Origin of the sequence: Sungkyunkwania multivorans, assembly GCF_042675645.1 — a bacterium.
GTDB classification, from domain to species: Bacteria; Bacteroidota; Bacteroidia; order Flavobacteriales; family Flavobacteriaceae; genus Sungkyunkwania; species Sungkyunkwania multivorans.
The window spans coordinates 45,299-67,552 of record NZ_JBHTJH010000010.1; the positions used below are offsets into that span (position 1 = coordinate 45,299).

The 22,254-nt window shown below is 42.2% G+C and carries 25 protein-coding genes; 17 read left to right on the plus strand and 8 right to left on the minus strand.

Going from position 1 to position 22,254, the window contains the following annotated elements; all coding sequences use genetic code 11:
• Window positions 1-101 precede the first annotated feature (101 nt).
• Window positions 102-470, plus strand: a complete 369-nt coding sequence (locus tag ACFQ1M_RS10305) for a DUF2200 domain-containing protein (protein ID WP_386407868.1) — start codon at window positions 102-104, stop codon at window positions 468-470.
• A gap of 88 nt (window positions 471-558) precedes the next feature.
• Window positions 559-2,058: a M20/M25/M40 family metallo-hydrolase gene (locus ACFQ1M_RS10310; protein WP_386407870.1), complete on the plus strand. Its 1,500-nt coding sequence runs from the start codon at window positions 559-561 to the stop codon at window positions 2,056-2,058.
• Window positions 2,059-2,071: 13 nt separating this feature from the next.
• On the opposite strand, the gene ACFQ1M_RS10315 is transcribed toward ACFQ1M_RS10310, so the two are convergent.
• A complete protein-coding gene (locus ACFQ1M_RS10315; protein WP_386407872.1) occupies window positions 2,072-2,761 on the minus strand; it encodes a uracil-DNA glycosylase family protein in 690 nt (229 codons plus the stop codon).
• Window positions 2,762-2,836: 75 nt separating this feature from the next.
• Here ACFQ1M_RS10315 and ACFQ1M_RS10320 point away from each other — a divergent pair, with 75 nt between their 5' ends.
• Together ACFQ1M_RS10320 and ACFQ1M_RS10325 are read left to right on the plus strand one after the other, a co-directional pair.
• Window positions 2,837-2,965 carry a 30S ribosomal protein THX gene (locus ACFQ1M_RS10320; RefSeq protein WP_386407874.1) on the plus strand — a complete coding sequence of 43 codons (129 nt, stop codon included), beginning with the start codon at window positions 2,837-2,839 and terminating at the stop codon, window positions 2,963-2,965.
• Between the two features lie 84 nt (window positions 2,966-3,049).
• Window positions 3,050-3,289: a 30S ribosomal protein THX gene (locus ACFQ1M_RS10325; RefSeq protein WP_386407876.1), complete on the plus strand. Its 240-nt coding sequence runs from the start codon at window positions 3,050-3,052 to the stop codon at window positions 3,287-3,289.
• 18 nt (window positions 3,290-3,307) lie between these two features.
• Here the strand turns inward: ACFQ1M_RS10325 and ACFQ1M_RS10330 are convergent, their stop codons facing one another.
• The 4 genes from ACFQ1M_RS10330 to ACFQ1M_RS10345 form a co-directional block, all read right to left on the minus strand.
• Entirely contained in the window at window positions 3,308-4,021 is a 714-nt protein-coding gene (locus tag ACFQ1M_RS10330; protein ID WP_386407878.1) for a tetratricopeptide repeat protein, read from the minus strand.
• Between the two features lie 81 nt (window positions 4,022-4,102).
• Entirely contained in the window at window positions 4,103-4,864 is a 762-nt protein-coding gene (gene yaaA / locus ACFQ1M_RS10335) for a peroxide stress protein YaaA (RefSeq protein WP_386407880.1), read from the minus strand.
• A gap of 172 nt (window positions 4,865-5,036) precedes the next feature.
• Window positions 5,037-6,074 carry an RluA family pseudouridine synthase gene (locus ACFQ1M_RS10340; protein WP_386407882.1) on the minus strand — a complete coding sequence of 346 codons (1,038 nt, stop codon included), beginning with the start codon at window positions 6,072-6,074 and terminating at the stop codon, window positions 5,037-5,039.
• A gap of 4 nt (window positions 6,075-6,078) precedes the next feature.
• Entirely contained in the window at window positions 6,079-6,636 is a 558-nt protein-coding gene (locus ACFQ1M_RS10345; RefSeq protein WP_386407883.1) for a PASTA domain-containing protein, read from the minus strand.
• 110 nt (window positions 6,637-6,746) lie between these two features.
• Here ACFQ1M_RS10345 and ACFQ1M_RS10350 point away from each other — a divergent pair, with 110 nt between their 5' ends.
• Both ACFQ1M_RS10350 and coaD read left to right on the plus strand, forming a co-directional pair.
• Window positions 6,747-7,751: a D-alanine--D-alanine ligase gene (locus tag ACFQ1M_RS10350; protein WP_386407885.1), complete on the plus strand. Its 1,005-nt coding sequence runs from the start codon at window positions 6,747-6,749 to the stop codon at window positions 7,749-7,751.
• Window positions 7,752-7,833: 82 nt separating this feature from the next.
• Complete coding sequence (gene coaD / locus ACFQ1M_RS10355; RefSeq protein ID WP_386407887.1) at window positions 7,834-8,289, plus strand: pantetheine-phosphate adenylyltransferase; 456 nt, start codon at window positions 7,834-7,836, stop codon at window positions 8,287-8,289.
• A gap of 110 nt (window positions 8,290-8,399) precedes the next feature.
• Here the strand turns inward: coaD and ACFQ1M_RS10360 are convergent, their stop codons facing one another.
• Complete coding sequence (locus ACFQ1M_RS10360; protein WP_386407889.1) at window positions 8,400-10,022, minus strand: SulP family inorganic anion transporter; 1,623 nt, start codon at window positions 10,020-10,022, stop codon at window positions 8,400-8,402.
• Window positions 10,023-10,185: 163 nt separating this feature from the next.
• Here ACFQ1M_RS10360 and ACFQ1M_RS10365 point away from each other — a divergent pair, with 163 nt between their 5' ends.
• The 3 genes from ACFQ1M_RS10365 to ACFQ1M_RS10375 are packed head-to-tail and all read left to right on the plus strand — an operon-like array spanning window position 10,186 to window position 14,667.
• A complete protein-coding gene (locus tag ACFQ1M_RS10365; protein WP_386407891.1) occupies window positions 10,186-12,528 on the plus strand; it encodes a hypothetical protein in 2,343 nt (780 codons plus the stop codon).
• Between the two features lie 11 nt (window positions 12,529-12,539).
• Window positions 12,540-12,920 (plus strand): hypothetical protein, encoded by a 381-nt coding sequence (locus tag ACFQ1M_RS10370; protein ID WP_386407893.1) that lies wholly within the window; start codon window positions 12,540-12,542, stop codon window positions 12,918-12,920.
• A 7-nt stretch (window positions 12,921-12,927) separates the two neighbouring features.
• Window positions 12,928-14,667, plus strand: a complete 1,740-nt coding sequence (locus ACFQ1M_RS10375) for a M14 family metallopeptidase (RefSeq protein WP_386407895.1) — start codon at window positions 12,928-12,930, stop codon at window positions 14,665-14,667.
• Window positions 14,668-14,870: 203 nt separating this feature from the next.
• Here ACFQ1M_RS10375 and ACFQ1M_RS10380 read toward each other — a convergent pair whose 3' ends face one another.
• Entirely contained in the window at window positions 14,871-15,464 is a 594-nt protein-coding gene (locus ACFQ1M_RS10380; RefSeq protein ID WP_386407897.1) for an NUDIX hydrolase, read from the minus strand.
• 7 nt (window positions 15,465-15,471) lie between these two features.
• On the opposite strand from ACFQ1M_RS10380, the gene pyrE reads away from it, so the two are divergent.
• Together pyrE and ACFQ1M_RS10390 are read left to right on the plus strand one after the other, a co-directional pair.
• A complete protein-coding gene (gene pyrE, locus ACFQ1M_RS10385; RefSeq protein WP_386407899.1) occupies window positions 15,472-16,116 on the plus strand; it encodes an orotate phosphoribosyltransferase in 645 nt (214 codons plus the stop codon).
• Window positions 16,117-16,155: 39 nt separating this feature from the next.
• A complete protein-coding gene (locus tag ACFQ1M_RS10390; protein ID WP_386407901.1) occupies window positions 16,156-16,548 on the plus strand; it encodes an SRPBCC family protein in 393 nt (130 codons plus the stop codon).
• Window positions 16,549-16,629: 81 nt separating this feature from the next.
• Here ACFQ1M_RS10390 and ACFQ1M_RS10395 read toward each other — a convergent pair whose 3' ends face one another.
• On the minus strand, window positions 16,630-17,361 hold the full coding sequence (locus ACFQ1M_RS10395; RefSeq protein WP_386407903.1) for a biotin--[acetyl-CoA-carboxylase] ligase: 732 nt from the start codon (window positions 17,359-17,361) through the stop codon (window positions 16,630-16,632).
• An 84-nt stretch (window positions 17,362-17,445) separates the two neighbouring features.
• On the opposite strand from ACFQ1M_RS10395, the gene rsfS reads away from it, so the two are divergent.
• The 6 genes from rsfS to ACFQ1M_RS10425 all read left to right on the plus strand — a co-directional run bounded on the left by rsfS (window position 17,446) and on the right by ACFQ1M_RS10425 (window position 22,251).
• A complete protein-coding gene (rsfS, locus tag ACFQ1M_RS10400; RefSeq protein WP_386407905.1) occupies window positions 17,446-17,817 on the plus strand; it encodes a ribosome silencing factor in 372 nt (123 codons plus the stop codon).
• Between the two features lie 10 nt (window positions 17,818-17,827).
• Window positions 17,828-19,807 carry an ATP-dependent zinc metalloprotease FtsH gene (gene ftsH, locus ACFQ1M_RS10405; protein WP_386407907.1) on the plus strand — a complete coding sequence of 660 codons (1,980 nt, stop codon included), beginning with the start codon at window positions 17,828-17,830 and terminating at the stop codon, window positions 19,805-19,807.
• Between the two features lie 118 nt (window positions 19,808-19,925).
• On the plus strand, window positions 19,926-20,537 hold the full coding sequence (locus ACFQ1M_RS10410; protein WP_386407909.1) for an LUD domain-containing protein: 612 nt from the start codon (window positions 19,926-19,928) through the stop codon (window positions 20,535-20,537).
• Window position 20,538: 1 nt separating this feature from the next.
• Window positions 20,539-21,348 (plus strand): phosphatidate cytidylyltransferase, encoded by an 810-nt coding sequence (locus ACFQ1M_RS10415; RefSeq protein ID WP_386407911.1) that lies wholly within the window; start codon window positions 20,539-20,541, stop codon window positions 21,346-21,348.
• Window positions 21,338-21,991, plus strand: coding sequence for a phosphatidylserine decarboxylase family protein (locus tag ACFQ1M_RS10420; protein ID WP_386407913.1), 654 nt, complete (start codon window positions 21,338-21,340; stop codon window positions 21,989-21,991). Before ACFQ1M_RS10415 ends, ACFQ1M_RS10420 begins: the two co-directional genes overlap by 11 nt.
• Window positions 21,988-22,251 (plus strand): acyl-CoA-binding protein, encoded by a 264-nt coding sequence (locus ACFQ1M_RS10425; protein WP_386407914.1) that lies wholly within the window; start codon window positions 21,988-21,990, stop codon window positions 22,249-22,251. The genes ACFQ1M_RS10420 and ACFQ1M_RS10425 overlap by 4 nt, the downstream gene beginning before the upstream one ends.
• The last annotated feature ends 3 nt before the right edge of the window (window positions 22,252-22,254 follow it).

Genomic DNA, 22,254 nt, shown 5'->3' on the forward strand with positions numbered 1-22,254 from the left:
GGGCAAGACTTCACTGAAATTAATTATCTTTAAAAACGATGATTCATGGGTAGTCGAGCCAAAGAAGAATTAAAATAGACCCGTAAAACCAAAACATCAATATGAGTACAACAACACCTGAACACGATGCGCGAGTTGCAAAACTCACCTTTGCTGGGGTCTACCCACATTATGTTACCAAAGTGGAGAAAAAAGGAAGAACCAAAGAAGAATTACATCAAGTGATCGAATGGCTAACGGGTTACGATGATGAAAAACTGCAGGACCTCGTCGACAGGAAAGTGACCTTCGAGACCTTTTTTAAAGAAGCTTCACTAAATCCCAACGCCCATCTCATCAAAGGCGTTATCTGTGGTTATCGCATCGAAGAGATCGAAACCCCCTTGACACGGCAAGTACGATATTTGGACAAATTGGTGGACGAATTGTCTAAAGGCCGCAAGATGGAGAAGATCTTACGAGAGGCATAGAAAATATACTCAAAACACCGACCATATTTCTTTTCCTCCAACGACCACCGCACTTTACGTATCTTTATATAAAATCAATCACCAAAGTATGAAACGATTGCTATTAGTAAGTACACTATTCCTAACGGCAATGGTCAGTGCCCAAGATCTAGATGAACAGATAAAGGGAGCACTCTCCAGTACTGTCCAAGATATCAAGACCTTTGTAGCCATCCCTAACAATTCCATTAACTCAGTGGATATCTATAGAAATATCTCTTGGTTGACGAACCAGTTCAAACAACGTGGTTTTAACACCACAACCTTATCGACCAGTGGCGAACCGTTGTTCTTTGGCTCCTTACCCATGGAAGATGACCGTCCAACAGTATTATTCTACATGCACTTTGATGGACAGCCTGTCGATGCCTCGAAATGGAGTCAGGAAGATCCCTATGGCGTCGTCCTTAAAGAACAAAAGGAAGGTCAATGGAAAACGGTGCCTTGGGAAAATCTCAAAGGAGATATCGATATGGAGTGGCGTATTTTCGGGCGTTCTGTCTCGGACGACAAAGGCCCCATCATTATGATGCTTCATGCGCTTGACCTTTTAAAGTCGAACAAACAGAAAATCCCATATAACGTTAAAGTTATCTTGGATAGCGAAGAAGAACGCGGTAGCAAACCCCTACCCGATGCTGTTAAACAATACAAGGATCTGTTAGAAGCCGATCTGATGATCATCACAGATGGTCCGGTACATCCTTCGGGGCAACCTACGCTGGTGTATGGCTGTCGCGGAATTACCACCGTGAACCTTACCACCTATGGTCCTATAAAACCTCAACATAGCGGACATTTTGGCAATTATGCGCCAAATCCAGGTATGCAGTTGGCGCAATTGCTCGCCAGCATGAAAGATGCCCAAGGGCGGGTTACGATCAAAGGCTATTATGACGGCATCGAATTGAATGATGACATCAAGACCATTTTGGCCGCCGTACCCGATGACAAAGGACAGCTGCTGGCTCGTTTGGCAATAAAAACCCCAGAAAAAGTAGGCGATAACTACCAAGAATCGCTACAATTTCCCTCTCTAAATGTTCGTGGATTATCTTCAGGTTGGGTCGGTGCTCAGGCTAGAACCATCGTACCCGACAAAGCTACAGCAGCTATAGACATGCGCTTGGTCCCCGAAAGTGACGGTGACCGCCTAAAGAAATTGGTGAAAGCGCATATCGAATCCCAAGGTTTTTATGTGACCCAGAAAGAACCATCTCTTGAAGAACGTATAACCTATGACAAGATCGTAACTTTTGAAGAAGGCTCCTTTACAAAAGCCTTTAGGACCGATATGAATCATCGCCATGCGCAATGGCTCACAAAGGTGATGAACGCAAACTTTGACGAGGAGCTCGTTCACATTCGTATTATGGGTGGTACGGTGCCCATCGCACCCTTTATCAATGCCTTAAACGTCCCCGCCATCATCGTTCCTATGGTGAACCCTGATAACAATCAGCATAGTCCCGATGAGAATCTTAGGATTGCGAATGTCAAATATGGCCTTAAAGCATTTTACGGAATATTGAGTACACCTATTGAATAAACGCTCGCTTCATTTAAAAAAACTCACGATACTGCATCACTCTAAAATCGATCGTATTGAAACGGGGATCCGCATCTTTGAGCTTTTTGTAAAGTGGTAAACTACCCACAGCACGGTTGGCTGCACCAGATGGCGCCGTAAGCGAGACCGTTTTGATGATGCGTTCTTCTTTGGCAGATTGCTTCTGCCGAGGTCTCGGCATGGCAATGACGAATTGGTGGATGCGCGGAACTTCATCCGATATCACTTCCAACGTCAATCCGTATTCCTTTAAATGCCTTCTGAAGAAATACTCGGGACCATTCTTGCTATTACCTCCAGTGAACAGCAGTGTATCGATCTTAGGGTGCCTGTGAAGATATCCTATAAGATCACGAAGTTTCACATTTTGCATGCCCAGATCCGAGGCATCGATCTTATTGCGCTCGGCAGAAGCGACGATATCACAAATACCAATGCCACGCGATTCTAAAAAGACCTTTCTTTGATGGATAGCTTCGTCGGTGGTCTCGAACTTTAAATTCAACTTAAAGATGCTATCTAAAATTGGCCAAAGTTGTCCATCGATGCTACCATAACAAAAATCGACATCCCCTGTTTTAAGATCTTTGGTACAAAATCTTGGAGGTGGTAAAGTCCCAACGATGAGCTTGGTCGCATTAACAGGAATAAAGGGTTCGTAAGGATGGAAATGGTAGAACAACTGTTGTTGATTTTTTCAAAATTTGAATTTCCATTCGAAAATAAGTAACTTTAAGCTTCAACCAAAACGAAAATTATGGGTAAAGGAGACAGAAAAACGAAAAGAGGAAAGATTCAAAGAGGAACCCATGGCGTGCGGAGGCTGAAAAAGATAAAAAAGCGTCAACTTCCTGAAGAAAAGATACGCATCGATACCAAAAAGTAACTTCACTTTTGGGAGCCCCACTACCCAAAAACACCTTTGATCAATTAGCATACTAACATTTAAAACCACCAAAAGCCAAGCAGCATGGGAAAAGGAGACAAAAAATCTCGAAGAGGTAAGATCATCAATGGAACCTACGGTGTACGCCGACCTAGAAAGAAGAAAAAATTAGCGGTCGCTAGTGTTGAAAAACCCAAACCAAAGCCAAAAGCAAAACCTGCAGCTAAAAAAACAACAAAACCCAAGGCAGCTGCCAAACCGAAAGCCAAAGCCAAAGAGGAACCACCGAAAGGAGAGCCAACTGAAGAAAAAAAAGAAGAATAAAGATAAAAAAAGAGCAGTTTATAGCTGCTCTTTTGCTTTTTCGATCCATTTCTTGTTTGTCCTATAACCGGGACGTTGCATATTTTCTGACTCGGATACGATCTCTTGGTAAATTTCCTTGGCCTCATCATTTCTTCCATGCTCTTCATAGAGCATCGCCAAGGCCACCCGTTCTTCATAATTGCTATACCGCACATTAAGACCTTCTAATGCCTCAAAGGCTTCGTCCAAGTTACCCACTCTTGCCAAAGACAAACCGTAAAGAAACTGGGCGTTAGATTTTCTAAACTCCTTATGTTCCTTGACACGTGAAGCCATTTGGATCACCTCCTGGTCCTTTTCTTGCAAATAGTAGGCACTTATCAACTGTTCCACCACATAAAAATCATTCTCAAATGTCCCTTTCAAAACAGATAAATAAGTGGTTGCCGCCTTCTCATACATCTCACTGGAAAGATAAGCATCCCCTAGCGCTACCCGATTTTCAAAGGTATCTGCAAATTGTACCTTCTTTTCAAGATCGAGCACTTTTTTAGACGGGTTGATGGTCTCTGTCAATTTCTCTTGTACCTTTTCAACACCTTTTTTTGAATATACCTGAGTGAAAAGGTAAACGACGCACCCGATAAGTGGCAAAAAGATGATCAAAAAATACCAGACCCTATCGTTTCTATTCTTATAACAATGATAAACGCAGAATGCTTGAAAGCCTAAAATAAGATAGTAATACAATATGAAATGTTTTTAAGAATGCCGACAAATATAGTGTAATCATCGGCGCACAGATCGTAAAGAAATGATAAATCTCATCGGTTAGCGAACAAAGACCAACTCATCTTCTTTCGTGGAGAGCTCTTTGCTGTATCGATACCCCTCATAGTCAAAGCCTTTCAGATCATCGATGGTGTGTGCATCAGTATCAATAATATATCGGGTCATATAACCTCGTGCAAGCTTGGCAAAGGTCATGATCGTCTTGTACTCGCCATTTTTAAAATCCTTAAAAACTGGGGTGACAACAGGGACTTTGAGCGCTTTGGTATCGATCGCTTTAAAATATTCGTTACTAGCAAGATTCACAAACAACTCGCCTTCTTCTAACTCTTCATTCAGTTTATCGGTCACTTTCTTCCTCCAGAATTCGTATAGGTTCTTTTTGGCACCGACAGGAAGTTTGGTTCCCATCTCCAGACGGTAGGGCTGCATCAGGTCTAAAGGTTTGAGAATTCCATAAAGCCCAGATATGATTCGCAATTTATCTTGGAGGTCGTCCAATTTATCTTCGGGTAAGGTTCTTATATCCAATCCACGATACACATCCCCACTGAAGGCATATACTGCGGGTCGTGCATTTTTCTGGTTGAAAGGTAAGGCCCAAGATTGGTTACGCTCCCAATTGAGTTCGCCCAAAGCAGGTGAAATGCTCATCAGTTTTGATAAGCTTCTGGCGGATTTCTTTCTTAAAAGCTTGTTCAGTCGTTCTGCCTCCGATAAGAATGCGGCTTCCGAATGTCTTTTCGTTGGTAATGCTGAATCAAAATCAAGTGACTTTGCGGGTGATATTACAATTTTCATAAGATAATGACATTTTGTGGTCATTCCCACGACAGTGAGAATCTATTTTACACGTTCAGGCTTGATCCAAACAGTGCTCTTTCAAAAATACAACTTGAAAATAGTAGAAGAAACTAGATGAACAAAAAACAGCTGATACCGTTATAAACTAAATCAATCTTTCGTTCTGATTTTACTCTTTACTATGCTTGGAGTAATTCCGCCAACGTTCGATACAATCCTGCAAGTCTTGTGGAATCTCAGAATCAAAACGCATCATCTGCCCAGTTTTGGGATGTACAAAGCCTAATGTCTTTGCGTGAAGCGCCGTTCGTGGAAGTACTTTAAAGCAATTCTCTACAAATTGTTTGTATTTGGTGAAAGTGGTGCCTTTTAGGATCTTTTCACCCCCATAGCGCTCGTCGTTAAAAAGCGTATGCCCAATATGCTTCATATGTGCACGGATCTGGTGGGTACGACCTGTTTCCAGTCGGCACGAGACCAACGTGACATACCCTAATCGCTCCAAGACCTTGTAATGTGTGACCGCCTCTTTCCCCTGATCCCCTTCTGGAAAGACAGTCATCTGTAAACGATTCTTCGGGTGTCGGGCCAAATGCCCTTCAATGGTGCCTTCATCTTCTTCGACATTGCCCCATACCAATGCCACATATTCCCTTTCGGAAGTCTTTTCGGCAAATTGATTGCTCAAGTGATTCATGGCCTCTTCGGTCTTGGCAACTACCAAAAGCCCAGTAGTGTCTTTATCTATGCGATGTACCAACCCAGGTCTTCCGCTGCTATTTTCTGGTAAATTCTCGAAATGATGGATCAAGGCGTTGATCAAGGTGCCCGAATAATTCCCATGACCCGGATGCACAACCATTCCCGCAGGTTTGTTCACAACCAACAAGGTGTCGTCTTCGTACACGATGTCTAGGGGAATATCCTCTGGTGTAAGTAGATATTCGTGCGGAGGATGCTCAAATAAGACTTTGACCTCATCGCCCGCCTTTACTTTATAATTCTGTTTTACAGTCTGACCATTTACGAAGATATTACCATTCTTGGCTGCTTGCTGTATTTTATTTCGCGTAGCATTCTCTATTCTGCCCATTAAGAACTTATCTACCCTAAACGGCTGTTGCCCCTTATCGGCAGTAAAGGCGTAATGCTCATAAAGACCTTGTTCTTCACCATTGATGTCCAACTCCTCCTCCACTGTTGCCATCTTTTTAATTTGAGCGTCTTCCATTTCCAAGAACGAGGTCGATCTTAGAGGTTTTGGTCACCATTTCTCCCGGGCGTATCTGCTTGCCATCATACTTGATATAATAGACCATATCCCTGCCGATCTGATCGATATATTCGACCTTTCCCACTTCCAGACCTACCGCTCTCAAGGTAGCCTCGGCGCTTCTTCTGGTGATCTGAATGATATTAGGGACCGTCACCTTTCGGTAGCCCGAAGGATTGATCGTTAGATAGACCCTTCTACCTTCCTTTACCTGCTCTCCTGCCAATGGCAATTGTTCGATCACTGCAAATTTTGGATATTTTGGATTAAAATTGGCCGTATCCATGATCTCTACATTCAAACTATTCTCTTCTAGTTTGGACTTCGCCTCTATAAAGGTAAGGTTTGACACATCGGGAACTTGTACAAATTCGTTATGGTTCGTAGAACTCTTTAACCATTGCAACAGCAAGAATACAATCACGATAAAGGCGACGATCGCCAACCCTATCTGCTTTAAAAAAGATTTACTGAAAATAAATTTGAGTAGACTCATTCAATTCTGTTTATATGTAAGCAAAGATATAAAAACCCATTGCTTTACATAACGCTTCAAATTAAATGATATTTTTGTTTTAGTATTTGTTAATTTTTCAAGGGAACTAGATGAAAAAAAAGATTGCCATCATTATGGGTGGATATTCTTCTGAGTATAAGATCTCGCTTAAGAGCGGAAATGTGGTCTATCAGTATCTCGATGCTGACAAATATGATCGCTATCGCGTGCACATCTTCAAGGACAGGTGGGTCTACGTCGATGCTCAAAACCAGGAGACCCCCATAGACCGAAATGATTTTTCAGTAATTATCGATGATGAGAAAATCACCTTTGATTGTGTCTTCAATGCGATTCACGGCACCCCTGGCGAAGATGGTCATATGCAGGCCTATTTTGAATTACTTCATATTCCACATACCAGCTGCGGAATGTATCAGGCAGCACTAACATTCAACAAACGCGACTGTCTCTCGGTCTTAAAGCCCTACGGAATTAAAACCGCAGAATCCTATTATCTAAATCTTGGAGATGCGATTGATGAGAACGCTATAATCTCTAAGGTAGGCCTGCCCTGTTTTGTTAAGGCCAATAAAGCGGGAAGCAGCTTTGGTGTGACCAAAGTGCACAAAAAAGAGCATCTTCAAGATGCGATCGATATCGCTTTCAAAGAAGATGATGAGATCATTATAGAGGCATTTTTAGACGGTACCGAAGTATCGATTGGCGTGATCAGCTATAAAGGAGAGACCAAAGTATTGCCCATTACCGAGATCGTTTCAGAAAACGATTTCTTCGATTATGAGGCAAAATATTTAGGCAAGTCACAAGAGATCACCCCAGCCAGAATTTCAGAGGAAATGACCAAAAAGGCTTCGGCTGTTGCAAAGAAGGCCTATGACGTTCTAAAGATGAGTGGTTTTAGCCGAAGTGAATTCATCTTTCAAGGGGGTGAACCGTATATGTTAGAGATGAATACCATCCCAGGATTTACTGCAGAGAGCATCCTGCCGCAGCAGGCGCAGGCAGCTGGCATTAGCCTGCCCGAGCTTTTCGGAAATGCCATTGAGGAAGCCCTCACCCCCAACCCCTCTCCCAAAGAGAGAAGGGGGTAAACTAATATATAAAGTAACATATGGTTTATTATATTTACGAAATAAAATCATTTCACCCCTTTGGAAAGGTAAAGAAGGACTCATGAGAAGAGCAGTTTTTCCTGGGTCTTTCGACCCTATCACTTTAGGCCATTACGACATCATCGAACGGGGAATTACGCTGTTTGATGAATTGATCATCGCCATAGGTATCAATGCCGACAAGAAATATATGTTTTCCTTAAAAGAACGTGTAAAGTTTATCGAAGACGCCTTTAAGGACCAACCGAAGGTCAAAGTGGTAACTTATAAAGGACTCACTGTTGACTTTGCCAAAGAAGTGGACGCACAGTACATTTTGCGTGGCTTGCGCAACCCGGCCGATTTTGAGTTTGAGAAGGCCATTGCCCATACCAATCGTAAGCTTTCCGAGATAGAGACCGTGTTCTTGCTCACTTCTTCTGGAAAGAGCTATATCTCATCTTCTATTGTCCGCGATGTCATACGAAATGGTGGAGATTATACCGTTTTGGTTCCAGATAGTGTAAGGGTTAAATGATACATAAGACTGATGGGAAAGAAGAAGAAGAGAATCCCAATTGGAGTGATTTACCCTTTTATCGGTATGAATAATGGATTCCTGCCTACGCAGGAATGACACAGCAAACCCTATAATTTATACTCAGACAAACTCTTGGTGAATTTCTCTGGATTGGCCGCCAAATGATACCTTGGATCGTCCACGTCCTCTTCGATCACCTCATGGAACTTAGGACTCGCCTTGTATAAAAGTTCTTTGCAGTCTTCGCTTAAATGTTTCAACTTCACCTGCTTTCCTGCAGCTTGATATTTTTCCACCAAATTGAAGATGGCCTCCAAAGCCGAATGATCGCTTACACGCGACTCCACAAAATCGATCTCCACCTTTTCTGGGTCATTCTTCACATCGAACTTATTGTTGAAGGCCGATATACTTCCAAAGAACAACGGGCCCCAGATCTCATAGATCTTCGTACCATCCTCTTTCATGCGCTTTCTAGCGCGGATGCGTTTGGCATTTTCCCAGGCAAAGACCAAGGCTGAGATGATCACTCCGACGATCACGGCAACTGCGAGATCTTTAAAGACGGTAATCAGTGATACTGCGATCAGTACAAAGGCATCCGTCAACGGAATCTTCCTAAGGATTCTAAAGCTACTCCATGCAAAGGTGCCGATAACGACCATGAACATTACGCCTACCAAGGCTGCGATCGGCACTTGCTCGATCAGGCCGCTGGCGAATAGTATAAAAGCTAACAAAGTAACAGCAGCAACGATTCCCGAGAGTCGTGTTCGGCCGCCAGATTTGATGTTGATGATCGATTGCCCGATCATCGCGCAACCACCCATTCCGCCGAATAGACCAGTAACAATATTGGCGCCACCTTGGGCCAAGCACTCTCTATTGGCATTTCCGCGGGTCTCTGTCAATTCATCGATCAAATTCAAGGTCATCAAGGATTCGATGAGTCCGATAGCCGCCAAAATAAAAGCATAGGGCGCTATAAATCTTAATGTTTCTAGGGTGAAGGGAACTTTATTGAAGATGTCCATTTGGAAGGTTGGCAATCCACCTTTTAGGCCTTCGCCGCCACCTTCGCGAATAAAAGAACCAACGGTAGCCACATCTAAGTTGCCTAAGATCACGATAGCCGAAACAACAAGGATGGCGATCAATGCCTCTGGTAATTTCTTGGTGATCTTTGGCAATCCAAACATGATCCCCATGGTTAGCGCCACCAAACCGAGCATCATCCATAGTTTGTTCCCAGACATCCAAGTCAACTCACCATTGACCATCTCTTTGAACATTCCTAACTGCGAAAGGAAGATCACAATGGCCAGTCCGTTTACGAAGCCCATCATTACGGGATGCGGGATAAGTCGGACAAATTTTCCAAGTTTAAAGACACCCGCGAGCATTTGAATGATTCCCATAAGGATTACTGTGGCAAAAAGATAGTATAGACCAAGGTTCTCGCCCTCGGCGCCCATGGCATTTCCTTCGGCGACCAAATGCACCATCACCACGGCCAAAGCTCCGGTAGCACCGGAGATCATTCCAGGCCTTCCTCCGAAGATAGCGGTGATCAAACCGATCATGAACGCAGCGTACAATCCAACTAAGGGGTCTACCCCTGCCACAAAGGCAAAGGCAACTGCTTCCGGAACTAAGGCCAAGGCCACCGTCAATCCGCTTAAAATATCATCCTTGGCGTTGGCAACGCGCTTACGTACAAATGCATTCATCGCTATCGATTTAAGCCCGCAAAGATATAGGAATCTAAACGCTGGACAAAAGGAAGCCAGATTAAATTCTGGTTATTCAACTACTCGATTCTAGCAATAGCCCGATGGTTTGCAAATTAATTTCAACTTTTTGTAAATTAGGGGCAAACCAACTATACGACCCATGAAATTTTATTTTTTCATTCCATTCCTCATTTCCTTTTATCTCACCACCGCTCAAGAAACCTACTACCCACCAAAACTATTGATAGAAATTAGCAGTAATATCCAAGTAGGTGTAAAGACACAGGGCCAGACAAAGACCTATCTCAATTACAAGATCGAAAACAATCAGAACTTTTCGAGTAGCAACACCAATACTTTTAGCAATAGCTATATCAGAGATGTTACCAAGGAACGACAGAGAAAGACCAATGAAGATTACTATAAAAGCAGACCCAAACCAAGCTCACTTTTAGGGGGAATCGCCAAAGCATTTTCGGGCGATCCTTCTGGCCTGCTAGACTTTGGCGGAAATGTATTGGATCATATGATGACCCCAAAATATAGGGTCTACGAGACTTCGACCTACAAGACCACCGAAAAATTTGAAAGGACCAATACCACGACTAACACCTCTAGCACGGACGTAAAAAATCAACTCGTGCAGCAGATCACTCAAGAATCTACCGTTGATGCGAATGCTGGCTTTATCAGATTCAGCTTAAGGATCTTCAACGATGCCCAGAAAGGCATTCGCATCAAAAATCCGCAGTTTGTCCTTTACTTTCTGATGCCTAATGGAAGTAGGGAGATCATCTCCTTTCAAAACGCTACTGCCGGCGATGGACAAGTGCATTGGCTGCCAGCGAAGAACTACAAAGATTTTGAGGTAAATGTTGAAAATCTGGATGTACAACGATTGTTCTCTAACTATTTGAATTCTGAAGAGATCGAGGTAAACTTAAATAATCTCGAAGTTGAAGTCAGTGGTCAAAGTTATTTTGCCGGCGAACTTGAGGAATCACATGAAGACAATGGGGTGCGTGTTAAATATTACAACGGACAGGACACCAAAGAATTCTTTGCACTCATCGGAGATGCACGTCCTACCGCTGCCGAGTTGATAAAGGATTATTTAAAAGAACAACAACTCGAATTCTACCCAGTAGAAGACGATACCAGTATTGTTGATGCCATTAAAAAAATCAGCGTGAATGAAAATGTCCAAAGCGATAAGAAACTGAATCAGATCAGTGGGCAAGAACTTATTGATTGGCGTAAATGGGTGGTCACTGTATATGATCAAAATAATGTGATCATCCCGTTTAGTGTTTCAGACAGGCTACAACCTGGCTATAAGATCTCCTTGTCATATTTCGCTGCCAAGGACCTTATGGGTGTTCACTATCGACCAGTGATCTATGAAAAAAAAGGTATTGTTTTCACCGCGGATGGCCAGTTTCAGCTTAATGTCGACCTGAAAAAAGATGACGAATTGGTAATTGACAATGTTAAACTCAGAAAGCTCTATACCGATAAAGTCAAGTATGCCATCGCCCCCGTTCAGATCGCAGCTAATGATCCTTTAGTGGCTGGGCTTCCTATAAGGAAGACAGAGGCACAAATGTTCCTTGACCAACAGAGGAGTATGGAATCGGTATATACGGTACCGGCAACAGGACAGCCCTTTAGTTTTAATTTCAATAACACTAACGGCCAAAATCTAAAGTTTTATTGGTTTAGACCAACTCAGGTTGTTCGACAAGAGTTTTTCAAGCCAGAAGATTTTGTTTTTTTAAGGTGGTTCAAGGGCAATCCGTCAATTGATAACATGATAGGACAAGTCTCTAAAGAAGCGCAACAAACGTTTATAGAGAGCCTCATTGTTAGACATATCTACAATGCCTTCGACCCAGAGCTAAAGATTGCAAAACCCGCTAATTTTGGCCTCGTCAAAGGTGGTGGACATGTAACGATCAATGGAAATAACAACTCTCCCGAGCTGGCCACCATGATCAGCTACCTCACATCCGAGAACGGGCTCGAAAAAATAAGAGATTCCATCAAAAATGCTAAGACCATCCATTACAAGGTGCCAAAGAATATCAGCGCATCGAGCAATGTTTGGAAGAGCTCGATGGCACGAAACCGATATTATAGCTTTCTATCGTCTGCCAAAAATAATCTGCCCACGAGCGCGACCTATCGATCGCTGAGCACAGGCAGGCATGCGATGAGATTATCGATCACCTTAGATACACGAACAGGCAATACGGCGCCTTGGTCAACAGGCATGTTGGGTGGGCCACCCATGGGAATCGGATCTAGCTTTGGGTTTGGAAATCTTCAAAATCCCGAGAAAAGCTACTCGATAGAGACGTTGACCAAATTGAATGACCAACAACCCGACATACACCCTATCTATGGGAATACCGCTAGCCTCGGTCAGCAAGAAACGACACTTAATGGAAACAAGGAACTGTTCGAAATAAGTTTTGACGTTAAAGTAGTAAGAACAAAATAAACTTAAATATCATGAAAAAGATCATCATTGTATTGCTTGTCTCGATGACCACATCCCTGTCCTTCGCTCAAGATGAGGCCTGCAAAATTGTAGGAGAGATCTCGCTGCCTGCAGTAGAGGCGGGTGCCTTTTTTGGTTGTATGTCCTCTGCCAATGCCTTGGCCTGTAAAGTAGCTTTTGCCGCACATAATTGTGGACAAGACATAGCCTGTTCGGGTGTTGTAGCCACAATCGTTGAAGAAGGATGCAAATTTACCATAAGGAAAACAGGGCAAACCATCGAGATCATCGGCACGGCAGCCAAAGAAAATGCAGAAGAACTAAGACAAACCTATAATGCGCTAAATACAGTCGAAGGAATGACCTGGCTGATGCTTTACCTTTCGCAATAAACTATCCATGAAAAAATACGTGCTACTTCTACTGATCTTGGTCTCTTGTAAGATCGAAAAAGATGCCTCAACCTTTGATTTCATTACACCTTTTGAAGCATCAGGAGGTACCGAAACAGCAACCTATGATCAAGTGGTCTCTTTTTATGAGAACCTGGCTTTGACCTATCGGTCGGTGAAACTTCGTACTGGTGGCAGAACAGATAGTGGCGAAAGACTTCAATTGGTAATTATAAACCCGAGTCCAGAAACCAATTTCAACAATATCGGGGAAGAGAAACGGGTTATTTTGATCAACAACGGCATCCACCCAGGCGAAAGTGATGGCATCGACGCCACTATGATGCTCTTTCGAGATATCGCCCAAGGGAAGATCCCCATGCCAGAAAATACTGTTTTAGCGACGATTCCGATATACAATATCGGCGGAGCCCTGAACCGCAATGCTTCCACTAGGGCCAATCAAAATGGACCCAAAGAATATGGTTTCAGGGGAAATGCTCGCAACTACGACCTGAACAGGGATTTTATCAAAGCAGATACCAGGAATGCCAGTGCCTTTGCCAAGATCTTTCATACGATAAAGCCAGATGTCTTTATCGACAACCATGTAAGTAACGGAGCAGATTATCAGTATGTATTGACCCATCTTTTTACCCAACACGACAAATTAGGTGGCGAGCTAGGTAATTATCTCCATACAGAAATGATGCCAACACTAGAAAGAACGCTGGCAGCGAAAAAATGGGATATCACCCCTTATGTGAACGTTTGGGGAACCACGCCCGAAAAGGGTTTTTCGCAATTTTTAGATCTTCCGAGATATTCTACCGGCTATACAAGCCTGTGGAACACTTTGGGTATGATGGTAGAGACGCATATGTTGAAACCTTATAATCTGCGCGTGGAAGGCACGTATGAGTTGATGAAAAGCATGATAGCGATCGTCGAAAGAGATCATGAGAAAATAAAGCAGCTACGCCAACGAGCACGAGATGATTTTGCCAAACGGGATACCTATGCTATCGAATGGAGCTTGGATGAAAGCAAATCGACAAAAATTGATTTTAAGGGATACGAAGGTAAAATGATTCCTAGCAAGGTCACAGAAGCAGAGCGATTAAAATACGATCAGAGCAAACCTTTTGAAGTTGAAGTAGCCTATCAAAACCGTTTTAAGCCGTCGAAAGAGGTTACCGTTCCTAAAGCCTACATTATTTCTAGGGCCTGGTCTAGAATTATTGAACGCCTTGAGAACAACAAGGTGGAAATGGAATATATCGAAGATGAAACTACGATGGAGGTCGAGGTATATCACATTGACTCTTATGAAACTCGAAAGTCGGCTTACGAAGGGCACTATCCACATTATAACACCAAGGTAAGAATGAACAAAGAGATGGTCACATTTCCGAGCGACAAATTTTTGATCATCAAAACTGACCAGCCCGCCTTTCGTTACCTTCTTGAAACCTTAGAACCTGAAGCGCCCGATTCATTTTTCAATTGGAATTTTTTCGACACGATCTTGCAACAGAAGGAAGGATTCTCTCCTTATGTTTGGGAAGATAAAGCATTGGAGTTACTATCCAAGAATGATGAACTAAGGGCTGAATTCGAAAAGAAAAAGCGGGATGATGAGGCCTTTTCAAGCAATTGGTATGCGCAATTAGATTGGATCTATAAACGATCTGAGCATTACGAGAAGGCGCATATGAGATATCCGGTATACAGAGTGAGTCGTTAATTCTTGTCTCTTGTCTCTCGATGTTAGATGACGGGTGATGGTCTTTAAGTTGAAAGTTTGAAGTTTATAAGTTTAGTGTTGAGAAATGTTCTGCTACTTGTACCTAAACATTTAAGCTAAACTCCTCTACCTGTAAGCTCATCCATCTTATCTTGCTCCTTGCTCCTTGCTCCTTGCTCCTGAAAATTAAATAGTCTCGATCCCTAAACTCCATTCTCAAATAGCAGCTTAATGTTTTCATAGGAGTCCGTCAATGCTTCCTTTGTCTGCACATCGTTTTTCCATGCTACCTCAGTGATATCTTCATCTAGCTGGGGGGTCGTAGGCCCGATGTAATCGGTGTTCATAGCGTACCAATGTGTCAGCTTCAACTTATAAATACCATTTCTTCTGAATAAATGATACGTATCCATCAATTGGTGATCGATCGCTACGTTCTCAACACCCGTCTCCTCCTCTACTTCTCGGACCGCCGCCTCTTCTACACTCTCGCCTTTTTCTATTTTACCCTTTGGAAGATCCCATTTATCATTTCTGCGAATAAAGAGCACTTCTCCTTTTGAATTCTTTACCAATCCTCCACCAGCAATGACGACTGGCAATTTTTCTTTAAAGAGATCGAGCAATAGATGTTTATTTGGATGGTATAATCGTGCTTCAGCGATCTTATTTTTTTGCAGCTGACGGATGACCTCATAAATATCAGCACTTTCTAACAAAAAGAGCTTAAAATCCGTTTCTTTTGTAATCGTATTTGTTAATACAATAGGTTTTTCATTCACAAAAACTTTATACATTTGCAGCATGATTTTGGATAAGGAAACCGCCAAGAAGACAGCTGAACTTCTACTACAAATTAATGCAATTAAATTGAGTCCTAAAAATCCTTTTACATGGGCCTCTGGATGGAAATCTCCTATCTACTGCGATAATAGAATCACGCTATCCTTTCCTCTTATCAGGAATTATTTGCGAGAGGAAATGAGCAAACAGATCGAAGAACGTTTTGGCAAACCAGATGTCATTGCAGGGGTTGCGACAGGCGCCATAGGTATTGGAATGCTTGTTGCCGAATATATGGGACTTCCTTTTGTCTATGTAAGGCCAGAGCCAAAGAAACATGGCCGTGAGAACCAAATAGAGGGCTTCTTGGAATCTGGACAAAGCGTCATGGTCATCGAGGATCTCATCAGCACTGGAAAGAGCAGCCTCAATGCCGTGACCGCATTGAAAGAGGCCGGTGCCGTTGTTAAAGGGATGATCGCGATCTTTTCATACGGTTTTGACATTGCTGAAAAGAATTTTGAAAAAGCAGCTGTTGACCTATATACCCTGAGCAACTACGAAAACTTGCTTTCTCAAGCACTGGAAACCAATTACATCACAGAAAAAGAGTTGGCTGCCTTACGATCTTGGAGAGATCATCCTTCAGAATGGAACGCTAATTGATATAGGCCATACTAATTAATAATTCATTTCATATTTCACATGAACTTACAAAGTCCTAAAGTAACAGTAGACAAGTCACCACAAGAACTTTTCGAATCTCTGATGAAGGTCGAAAATTTCGAGAAGCTTATGCCAGAGAGTATCAATAAGTTTGAGGTTCTGGAAGAAGGCAAATTCCTTTTCCAGTTAAAAGGTATGCCCGAGCTTATATTGAAGTTAAAAGAATCTACGCCGCCTAACAAGGTTGTTTTGGGAGCGGCGAGTGACAAACTTCCCTTCACCCTTACCGCAGATATCAAAGAGGTCGAAGCCAACAAAAGTGAAGCGCAATTGACCTTCGAGGGAGAATTCAATCCAATGATGTCCATGATGATCAAGGCACCTATCACTAAGTTCATCGGCACCCTATCTGAAAATATGGGGAAGCTTTAAAATAGTGTACGATTGAAGTTGGCAGTTGCGGTAAGTTTTTTTTACAAACCGCTAACTGTCTACTACACCCGCCTATCTCTATCAATATAGAAGCTTTATCTGTTTAAGGTCAAATTCCTCTATGCGGTTATCTTCAAGCTTCACCAAGAGTTTTCCGGTATCGGTCACTCCTTGAATAAATCCCATAAACAGTTCTCCATCTAAATTTTTAAATGTTGAAGGCTTGTCTTTTCTAAAGAGATTTTCCTCGTATTCTTTTTTTAACTGGTCAAAGGCTCTATCTTCTATCAATGGCGCATATTCCTTTAACTGTTTCATCACCTGATGCAACACCTCATCCAAAGAATACGTGATGCCATTGATCAATTTTAGGGATGATGCACTTTGTAAATGGTCAAAATAGGTCTGATTCACATTAAGTCCAATACCAATGACAGCAGCATTCATTTGTCCATTCTTAATAATATTCTCTATAAGAATGCCACATATTTTCTTATTTGCTGACAAAATGTCGTTCGGCCATTTTATTTTGAGCTGAGGGACTGCGAAGTAATTTAAGGCCTTTACGATTGCCAGCGACACCCCCATGCTTATACTGAACTGTTCACTATGATCCAAACAAACAATCTTCTTTAACACACTTATTGTTAGGTTTTTACCTTTTTCCGAGGCCCATGAAGTCCCGATCTGCCCTCGTCCTTTGATCTGCTCCAACGCAGACACAACGGTATAATCCTCCAAATTTCTTTTGGTGTATATCTCTTTTAGGTAATCATTTGTCGAACCAATGGCATCAAGTTTGATGATATTCATAAAATAATAATTGGAATCTTATGTTAAATAAGAGCTTTGAGAATTTAAAAAAGTAATAACTTTGCATAAAATAACAAAAAATTAATGGTAAAAACGAATAGCGGCGCCGACCAGCTTATATCAGTTATTATAGAGGGAATTGAGGAGGTAAAGGGTTCAGATATAGACATTTTGGACCTTCGTGAGATAGAAAATACGGTCTGCGACTATTTTATCATTTGCAATGGTACTTCCAATACACAAGTTAATGCGATCGTTAACTCCATTCAAAAAACAGTTAGCAAACAAATAAAAGACAAACCATGGCATGTAGAAGGAACTGACAATGCCGAATGGGTTTTAATGGATTATGTGAACGTTGTGGTACACATTTTTCAAAAACATATAAGAGAATATTACGATATAGAAGGCTTATGGGGCGATGCCAAAGTGACTTCTATAGCTACCAATTACTAAAAAATGCTTCATGGCAGACGAGAAAACACCAAATAAGAAACCCAAGTTCAATGCATACTGGATCTATGCGATTCTAATAGCTGTTCTGCTGAGTATGACTGTTTTTAACAGTGACAGCCAATGGCAGGACGCGCCTAGAACCAATGTTTCAGATTTTGAAAGATATCTGAACGATGGAGATGTGAAAAAGGTCGTGGTGATCAACAAACAAAGAGCCCTTGTTTACCTCGACCAAGAGGCCTTGGCAAAAGATGCCCACAAAAAGATACCCAAGACGACCTTTTTAAAGCAGGCCAATACAGGGCCTCACTATGAATTTGAAATAGGCGACCTTACCCTTTTTCAGGAAAGACTCCAAGAAGCTAAAGCCAAAGGAATTCAATTTGATTACGACTTCAAGACCAAACATAACATTTGGACCGATTATATAGGAATCCTACTGCCACTGGTACTTTTTATAGGTATTTGGATCTTCTTGATGAGAAGAATGAGCGGTGGCGGAGCTGCTGGCGGTGGCGGACAGATCTTTAATATAGGAAAATCCAGAGCCAAACTTTTTGACGAGAAGACCGATACGAAGGTATCTTTCAAAGATGTTGCTGGTCTCGAAGGTGCAAAAGAGGAAGTTCAAGAAATTGTGGATTTTCTAAAGAATCCGGACAAATACACCTCATTGGGAGGAAAGATCCCAAAGGGAGCACTCCTCGTTGGACCTCCTGGTACCGGTAAAACATTATTGGCCAAAGCCGTCGCCGGAGAGGCCAAAGTACCTTTCTTCTCACTGTCAGGTTCAGATTTTGTTGAAATGTTCGTGGGTGTGGGAGCGTCTAGAGTACGGGACCTCTTTAAACAGGCAAAAGACAAATCACCATCGATCATCTTTATCGACGAGATAGATGCCATCGGTAGAGCGAGAGGTAAGAGTAATTTCACAGGCTCGAATGACGAACGTGAGAATACATTGAACCAACTTCTCACGGAAATGGATGGTTTTGGATCTAAAGAGAATGTGATCATCTTGGCGGCGACCAACCGTGCAGATGTATTAGATAAGGCCTTGATGCGTGCTGGTCGTTTTGACCGACAAATATATGTAGACCTTCCAGATCTTAGAGAACGTAAAGAGATCTTTGAAGTGCATCTAAAACCTATCAAGACCTCAGAATCTCTAGATACGGATTTCTTGGCCAAGCAAACTCCAGGTTTCTCTGGAGCAGATATAGCCAATGTATGTAACGAAGCCGCCCTTATTGCTGCAAGAAATGGTAAAAAAGGCGTTGACAAACAAGATTTCCTCGATGCAGTAGACCGAATCGTTGGAGGATTGGAGAAGAAAAACAAGATCATCACTCCCGAAGAGAAAAAGACGATCGCCTATCACGAAGCAGGCCACGCAACAGTTAGTTGGATGTTAGAGCATGCAGCACCCCTTGTAAAGGTCACTATCGTACCTCGCGGTCAATCCTTAGGTGCAGCTTGGTATTTGCCAGAAGAGCGCTTGATCGTAAGAACAGAACAAATGTTAGATGAGATGTGTGCCACTTTAGGTGGGCGAGCCGCTGAGAAAGTGATCTTTAACAAGATCTCTACTGGTGCTTTGAGCGACCTTGAAAAGGTGATGAAACAAGCTCGTGCGATGGTCACTGTCTATGGATTGAACAACAAGATTGGAAATCTTACTTATTACGATTCTACCGGGCAGTCGGATTACAACTTCTCTAAACCATATAGCGAAGAGACGGCACAAGTGATCGACAAAGAGATCTCGGCCATCATCGAAGAGCAATACGAAAGAGCAATAGCGCTTCTAGAAAAACATAAGGACAAATTGACCACTTTGGCGGACCGCCTGCTAGAGAAAGAAGTGATCTTTAAAGATGACCTTGAAAAAATATTTGGAAGTCGTCCTTTTGAGAAGAAAGAGGAGCAAAAAGAAACGCCCGAGTCCATTCTGGAAAAAGAAGATGGCGGGGAGTCGAAAGCGAGCTAGAAAAAATAAACATCGACAGATATAGAAAAAATCTTGGTGTATCCATATGGAAACATCAGGATTTTCTATCTTTACGTTTACTGAACATTTGTAAGCCCTCAAAATCTGGCTAATACTAATGAGTTTGTTTAAGAAGATCTTTGGCCCTAAATCTAAAGCTACTTCGCAGGATGAAACTGCGCAAGAGCGTAGTAAATACATGCCAGAATTAAGACTTCCTGTAGATGAAATGTTCACGATCAACTTCAAAAAGAATGGTGGAAAATTTCTTTATTGCGACTCCACCGACGAAATAAACGAAGCCTTCGGCAATATTTTAAAGGAAAACGATTGGCTAGCCAAAGAAGCGATATGCTTAGATGAGCAACTTGCAGACAGATTTTCAGATTTCAATATCTTTTTCTCAAAGACCAATCACAATGCAAAATTCTTCTTCTCTACCTGTGAATATTTGGTTGGTAACAATGGTGCCATCCTCGTGTCTTCCAGACAGATCGCTGAAAAGAAATTGAATGACCTTCCAGATAACTTTGTGGTATTTGCCACGACAAGTCAACTTGTCGAAACCTTGGGAGAAGGCCTCAGAGGGATAAAAAACAAAGACCGCAGCAAGATTCCAAGCAATATCACCACCATAAAACACTTTGAGCCAGCTGCAGAGGAAAAAGACTTTCTTTCATACGGCAGTAGTTCAAAAAACCTATATTTGTTGCTTCTCGAAGACTTATAGCATGAAGGAACTTTTGAAGCGTGCCTTAACGGGCTTTCTGTATGTCGTTTTGTTGCTGGGAGCCGTTTTTTTGGACGAAAACGCCTTTGATTTTCTCTTTCTTGTCTTTGGACTCGTATGTATCTACGAATTTCGACGAATCGTAAAATTAAAAGGCCCCTATATCTTTATCGCGTTCTTGATACTCTGGTGGTTATTCATATATGTGATCAAATCACCCAATGCTATTTGGGGACTCTTGATTCCCTGTATCCTGATCAATCTGAATCTACTCGCAAATCTCTATGAGCACGAACCTAAGAAATGGAATACCACCAACCTCTTCCTTATAGGTCTGTTCTATATTGGAGGTGGCTTCATTTTTCTTACCATGATCCCTTATGGAGAAAATCGCTTTGACAAGCTGTTAATTATTGGTATTTTTATATTGATATGGGTAAATGATAGTTTTGCCTATTTGGTAGGCCGCACCTTTGGTAGACATAAGCTTTTTGAACGTATATCCCCCAAAAAGACCATCGAAGGCTTTCTTGGCGGAGTAGTGTTCGCATTGATCGCTGCATATCTCTTGTCTCGATATGATGACAGTGAGGCACTTTCGACGGTACATTGGTTGACATTGGGTGCTGTTGTGGTCATAGCAGGCACCTTTGGTGATCTGGTAGAATCTAAATTCAAACGGGTCGGAAAAGTCAAGGATAGCGGTGCGATCTTGCCAGGGCATGGTGGATTATTGGACCGATTGGACAGTCTGGTATTTGCTGCCCCATTCATATACTTTACCATTCAAATATTTAAACATGTTTCATAAAGAAGGATATAAAATAATTAGTATTTCATTTTTGATCGCCGCCATCATAGTCATCCTTGCCGATCAATTCATCGGAATTTTTTGGCTTCAGTTGTTGGTTCAGATCGCCGCCTTGATCTTTTTGTTGTTGATCCTGCAATTTTTTAGAAACCCTATTAGAAAAGCGATTCTAAACAATGATCATGTTGTTGCGCCAGTTGATGGAAAGGTGGTCGTTATTGAGGAAGTTTACGAGAAAGAATATTTTAAGGACCAACGGATGCAGATCTCCATCTTTATGTCTCCCATCAATGTGCATGTAACAAGATACGCCCTTGGCGGTTTGATCAAATATAGCAAATATCATCCTGGAAAATATCTGGTAGCTTGGCACCCTAAAGCCTCGGAAGAGAACGAGCGCACCACGATCGTCATTGACAACGAATCCTTCGGCGAAGTACTATATCGCCAGATAGCAGGAGCTCTGGCCAAGCGTATCGTAAATTACGCCAAGGAAGGGATGCAGGTGGTGCAAGGAACGGATGCTGGTTTTATCAAGTTTGGTTCTAGAGTAGATATCTTCTTGCCACTTGATGCAAAGGTCAATGTTTCACTGAATCAAAAAGTAAAGGGAGGAATCGATATTATTGCCGAAAGACAATGACGGAAGAAGCGTTAGATATAGCCTTTAACAATGCGGTAGAACGAATCAACCAACATAAAGAACCCTTTCCCGCAGATTTCTTGTTGCGTCTTTACGCCTATTACAAACGAGCAACACTCAATCGAGAGACGCCAAGCAGCCGAATACCATTGATCAATGCATTCAAGGCCAACGCCTTGTTTCAATCACAAAACATTTCACCCTCTGAAGCGAAGGAAGCGTATATCCAGTTGGTGAATGACTATTTTGACAAACAATAAAGC

Excerpts from the sequence above, each read along its gene's own strand:
- ACFQ1M_RS10325 (WP_386407876.1), top strand. The coding sequence starts at position 3,050 with ATGGGAAAAGGAGACAAAAAATCTCGAAGAGGTAAGATCATCAATGGA.
- ACFQ1M_RS10305 (WP_386407868.1), top strand. The coding sequence starts at position 102 with ATGAGTACAACAACACCTGAACACGATGCGCGAGTTGCAAAACTCACC.
- ACFQ1M_RS10380 (WP_386407897.1), bottom strand. The coding sequence starts at position 15,464 with ATGTATAAAGTTTTTGTGAATGAAAAACCTATTGTATTAACAAATACG.
- pyrE (WP_386407899.1), top strand. The coding sequence starts at position 15,472 with ATGATTTTGGATAAGGAAACCGCCAAGAAGACAGCTGAACTTCTACTA.
- ACFQ1M_RS10425 (WP_386407914.1), top strand. The coding sequence starts at position 21,988 with ATGACGGAAGAAGCGTTAGATATAGCCTTTAACAATGCGGTAGAACGA.
- ACFQ1M_RS10320 (WP_386407874.1), top strand. The coding sequence starts at position 2,837 with ATGGGTAAAGGAGACAGAAAAACGAAAAGAGGAAAGATTCAAAGAGGA.
- ACFQ1M_RS10390 (WP_386407901.1), top strand. The coding sequence starts at position 16,156 with ATGAACTTACAAAGTCCTAAAGTAACAGTAGACAAGTCACCACAAGAA.
- ftsH (WP_386407907.1), top strand. The coding sequence starts at position 17,828 with ATGGCAGACGAGAAAACACCAAATAAGAAACCCAAGTTCAATGCATAC.
- ACFQ1M_RS10340 (WP_386407882.1), bottom strand. The coding sequence starts at position 6,074 with ATGGCAACAGTGGAGGAGGAGTTGGACATCAATGGTGAAGAACAAGGT.
- ACFQ1M_RS10365 (WP_386407891.1), top strand. The coding sequence starts at position 10,186 with ATGAAATTTTATTTTTTCATTCCATTCCTCATTTCCTTTTATCTCACC.
- ACFQ1M_RS10395 (WP_386407903.1), bottom strand. The coding sequence starts at position 17,361 with ATGAATATCATCAAACTTGATGCCATTGGTTCGACAAATGATTACCTA.
- coaD (WP_386407887.1), top strand. The coding sequence starts at position 7,834 with ATGAGAAGAGCAGTTTTTCCTGGGTCTTTCGACCCTATCACTTTAGGC.
- rsfS (WP_386407905.1), top strand. The coding sequence starts at position 17,446 with ATGGTAAAAACGAATAGCGGCGCCGACCAGCTTATATCAGTTATTATA.
- ACFQ1M_RS10410 (WP_386407909.1), top strand. The coding sequence starts at position 19,926 with ATGAGTTTGTTTAAGAAGATCTTTGGCCCTAAATCTAAAGCTACTTCG.
- ACFQ1M_RS10420 (WP_386407913.1), top strand. The coding sequence starts at position 21,338 with ATGTTTCATAAAGAAGGATATAAAATAATTAGTATTTCATTTTTGATC.
- ACFQ1M_RS10360 (WP_386407889.1), bottom strand. The coding sequence starts at position 10,022 with ATGAATGCATTTGTACGTAAGCGCGTTGCCAACGCCAAGGATGATATT.
- ACFQ1M_RS10350 (WP_386407885.1), top strand. The coding sequence starts at position 6,747 with ATGAAAAAAAAGATTGCCATCATTATGGGTGGATATTCTTCTGAGTAT.
- ACFQ1M_RS10345 (WP_386407883.1), bottom strand. The coding sequence starts at position 6,636 with ATGAGTCTACTCAAATTTATTTTCAGTAAATCTTTTTTAAAGCAGATA.
- ACFQ1M_RS10310 (WP_386407870.1), top strand. The coding sequence starts at position 559 with ATGAAACGATTGCTATTAGTAAGTACACTATTCCTAACGGCAATGGTC.
- ACFQ1M_RS10415 (WP_386407911.1), top strand. The coding sequence starts at position 20,539 with ATGAAGGAACTTTTGAAGCGTGCCTTAACGGGCTTTCTGTATGTCGTT.
- yaaA (WP_386407880.1), bottom strand. The coding sequence starts at position 4,864 with ATGAAAATTGTAATATCACCCGCAAAGTCACTTGATTTTGATTCAGCA.
- ACFQ1M_RS10375 (WP_386407895.1), top strand. The coding sequence starts at position 12,928 with ATGAAAAAATACGTGCTACTTCTACTGATCTTGGTCTCTTGTAAGATC.
- ACFQ1M_RS10370 (WP_386407893.1), top strand. The coding sequence starts at position 12,540 with ATGAAAAAGATCATCATTGTATTGCTTGTCTCGATGACCACATCCCTG.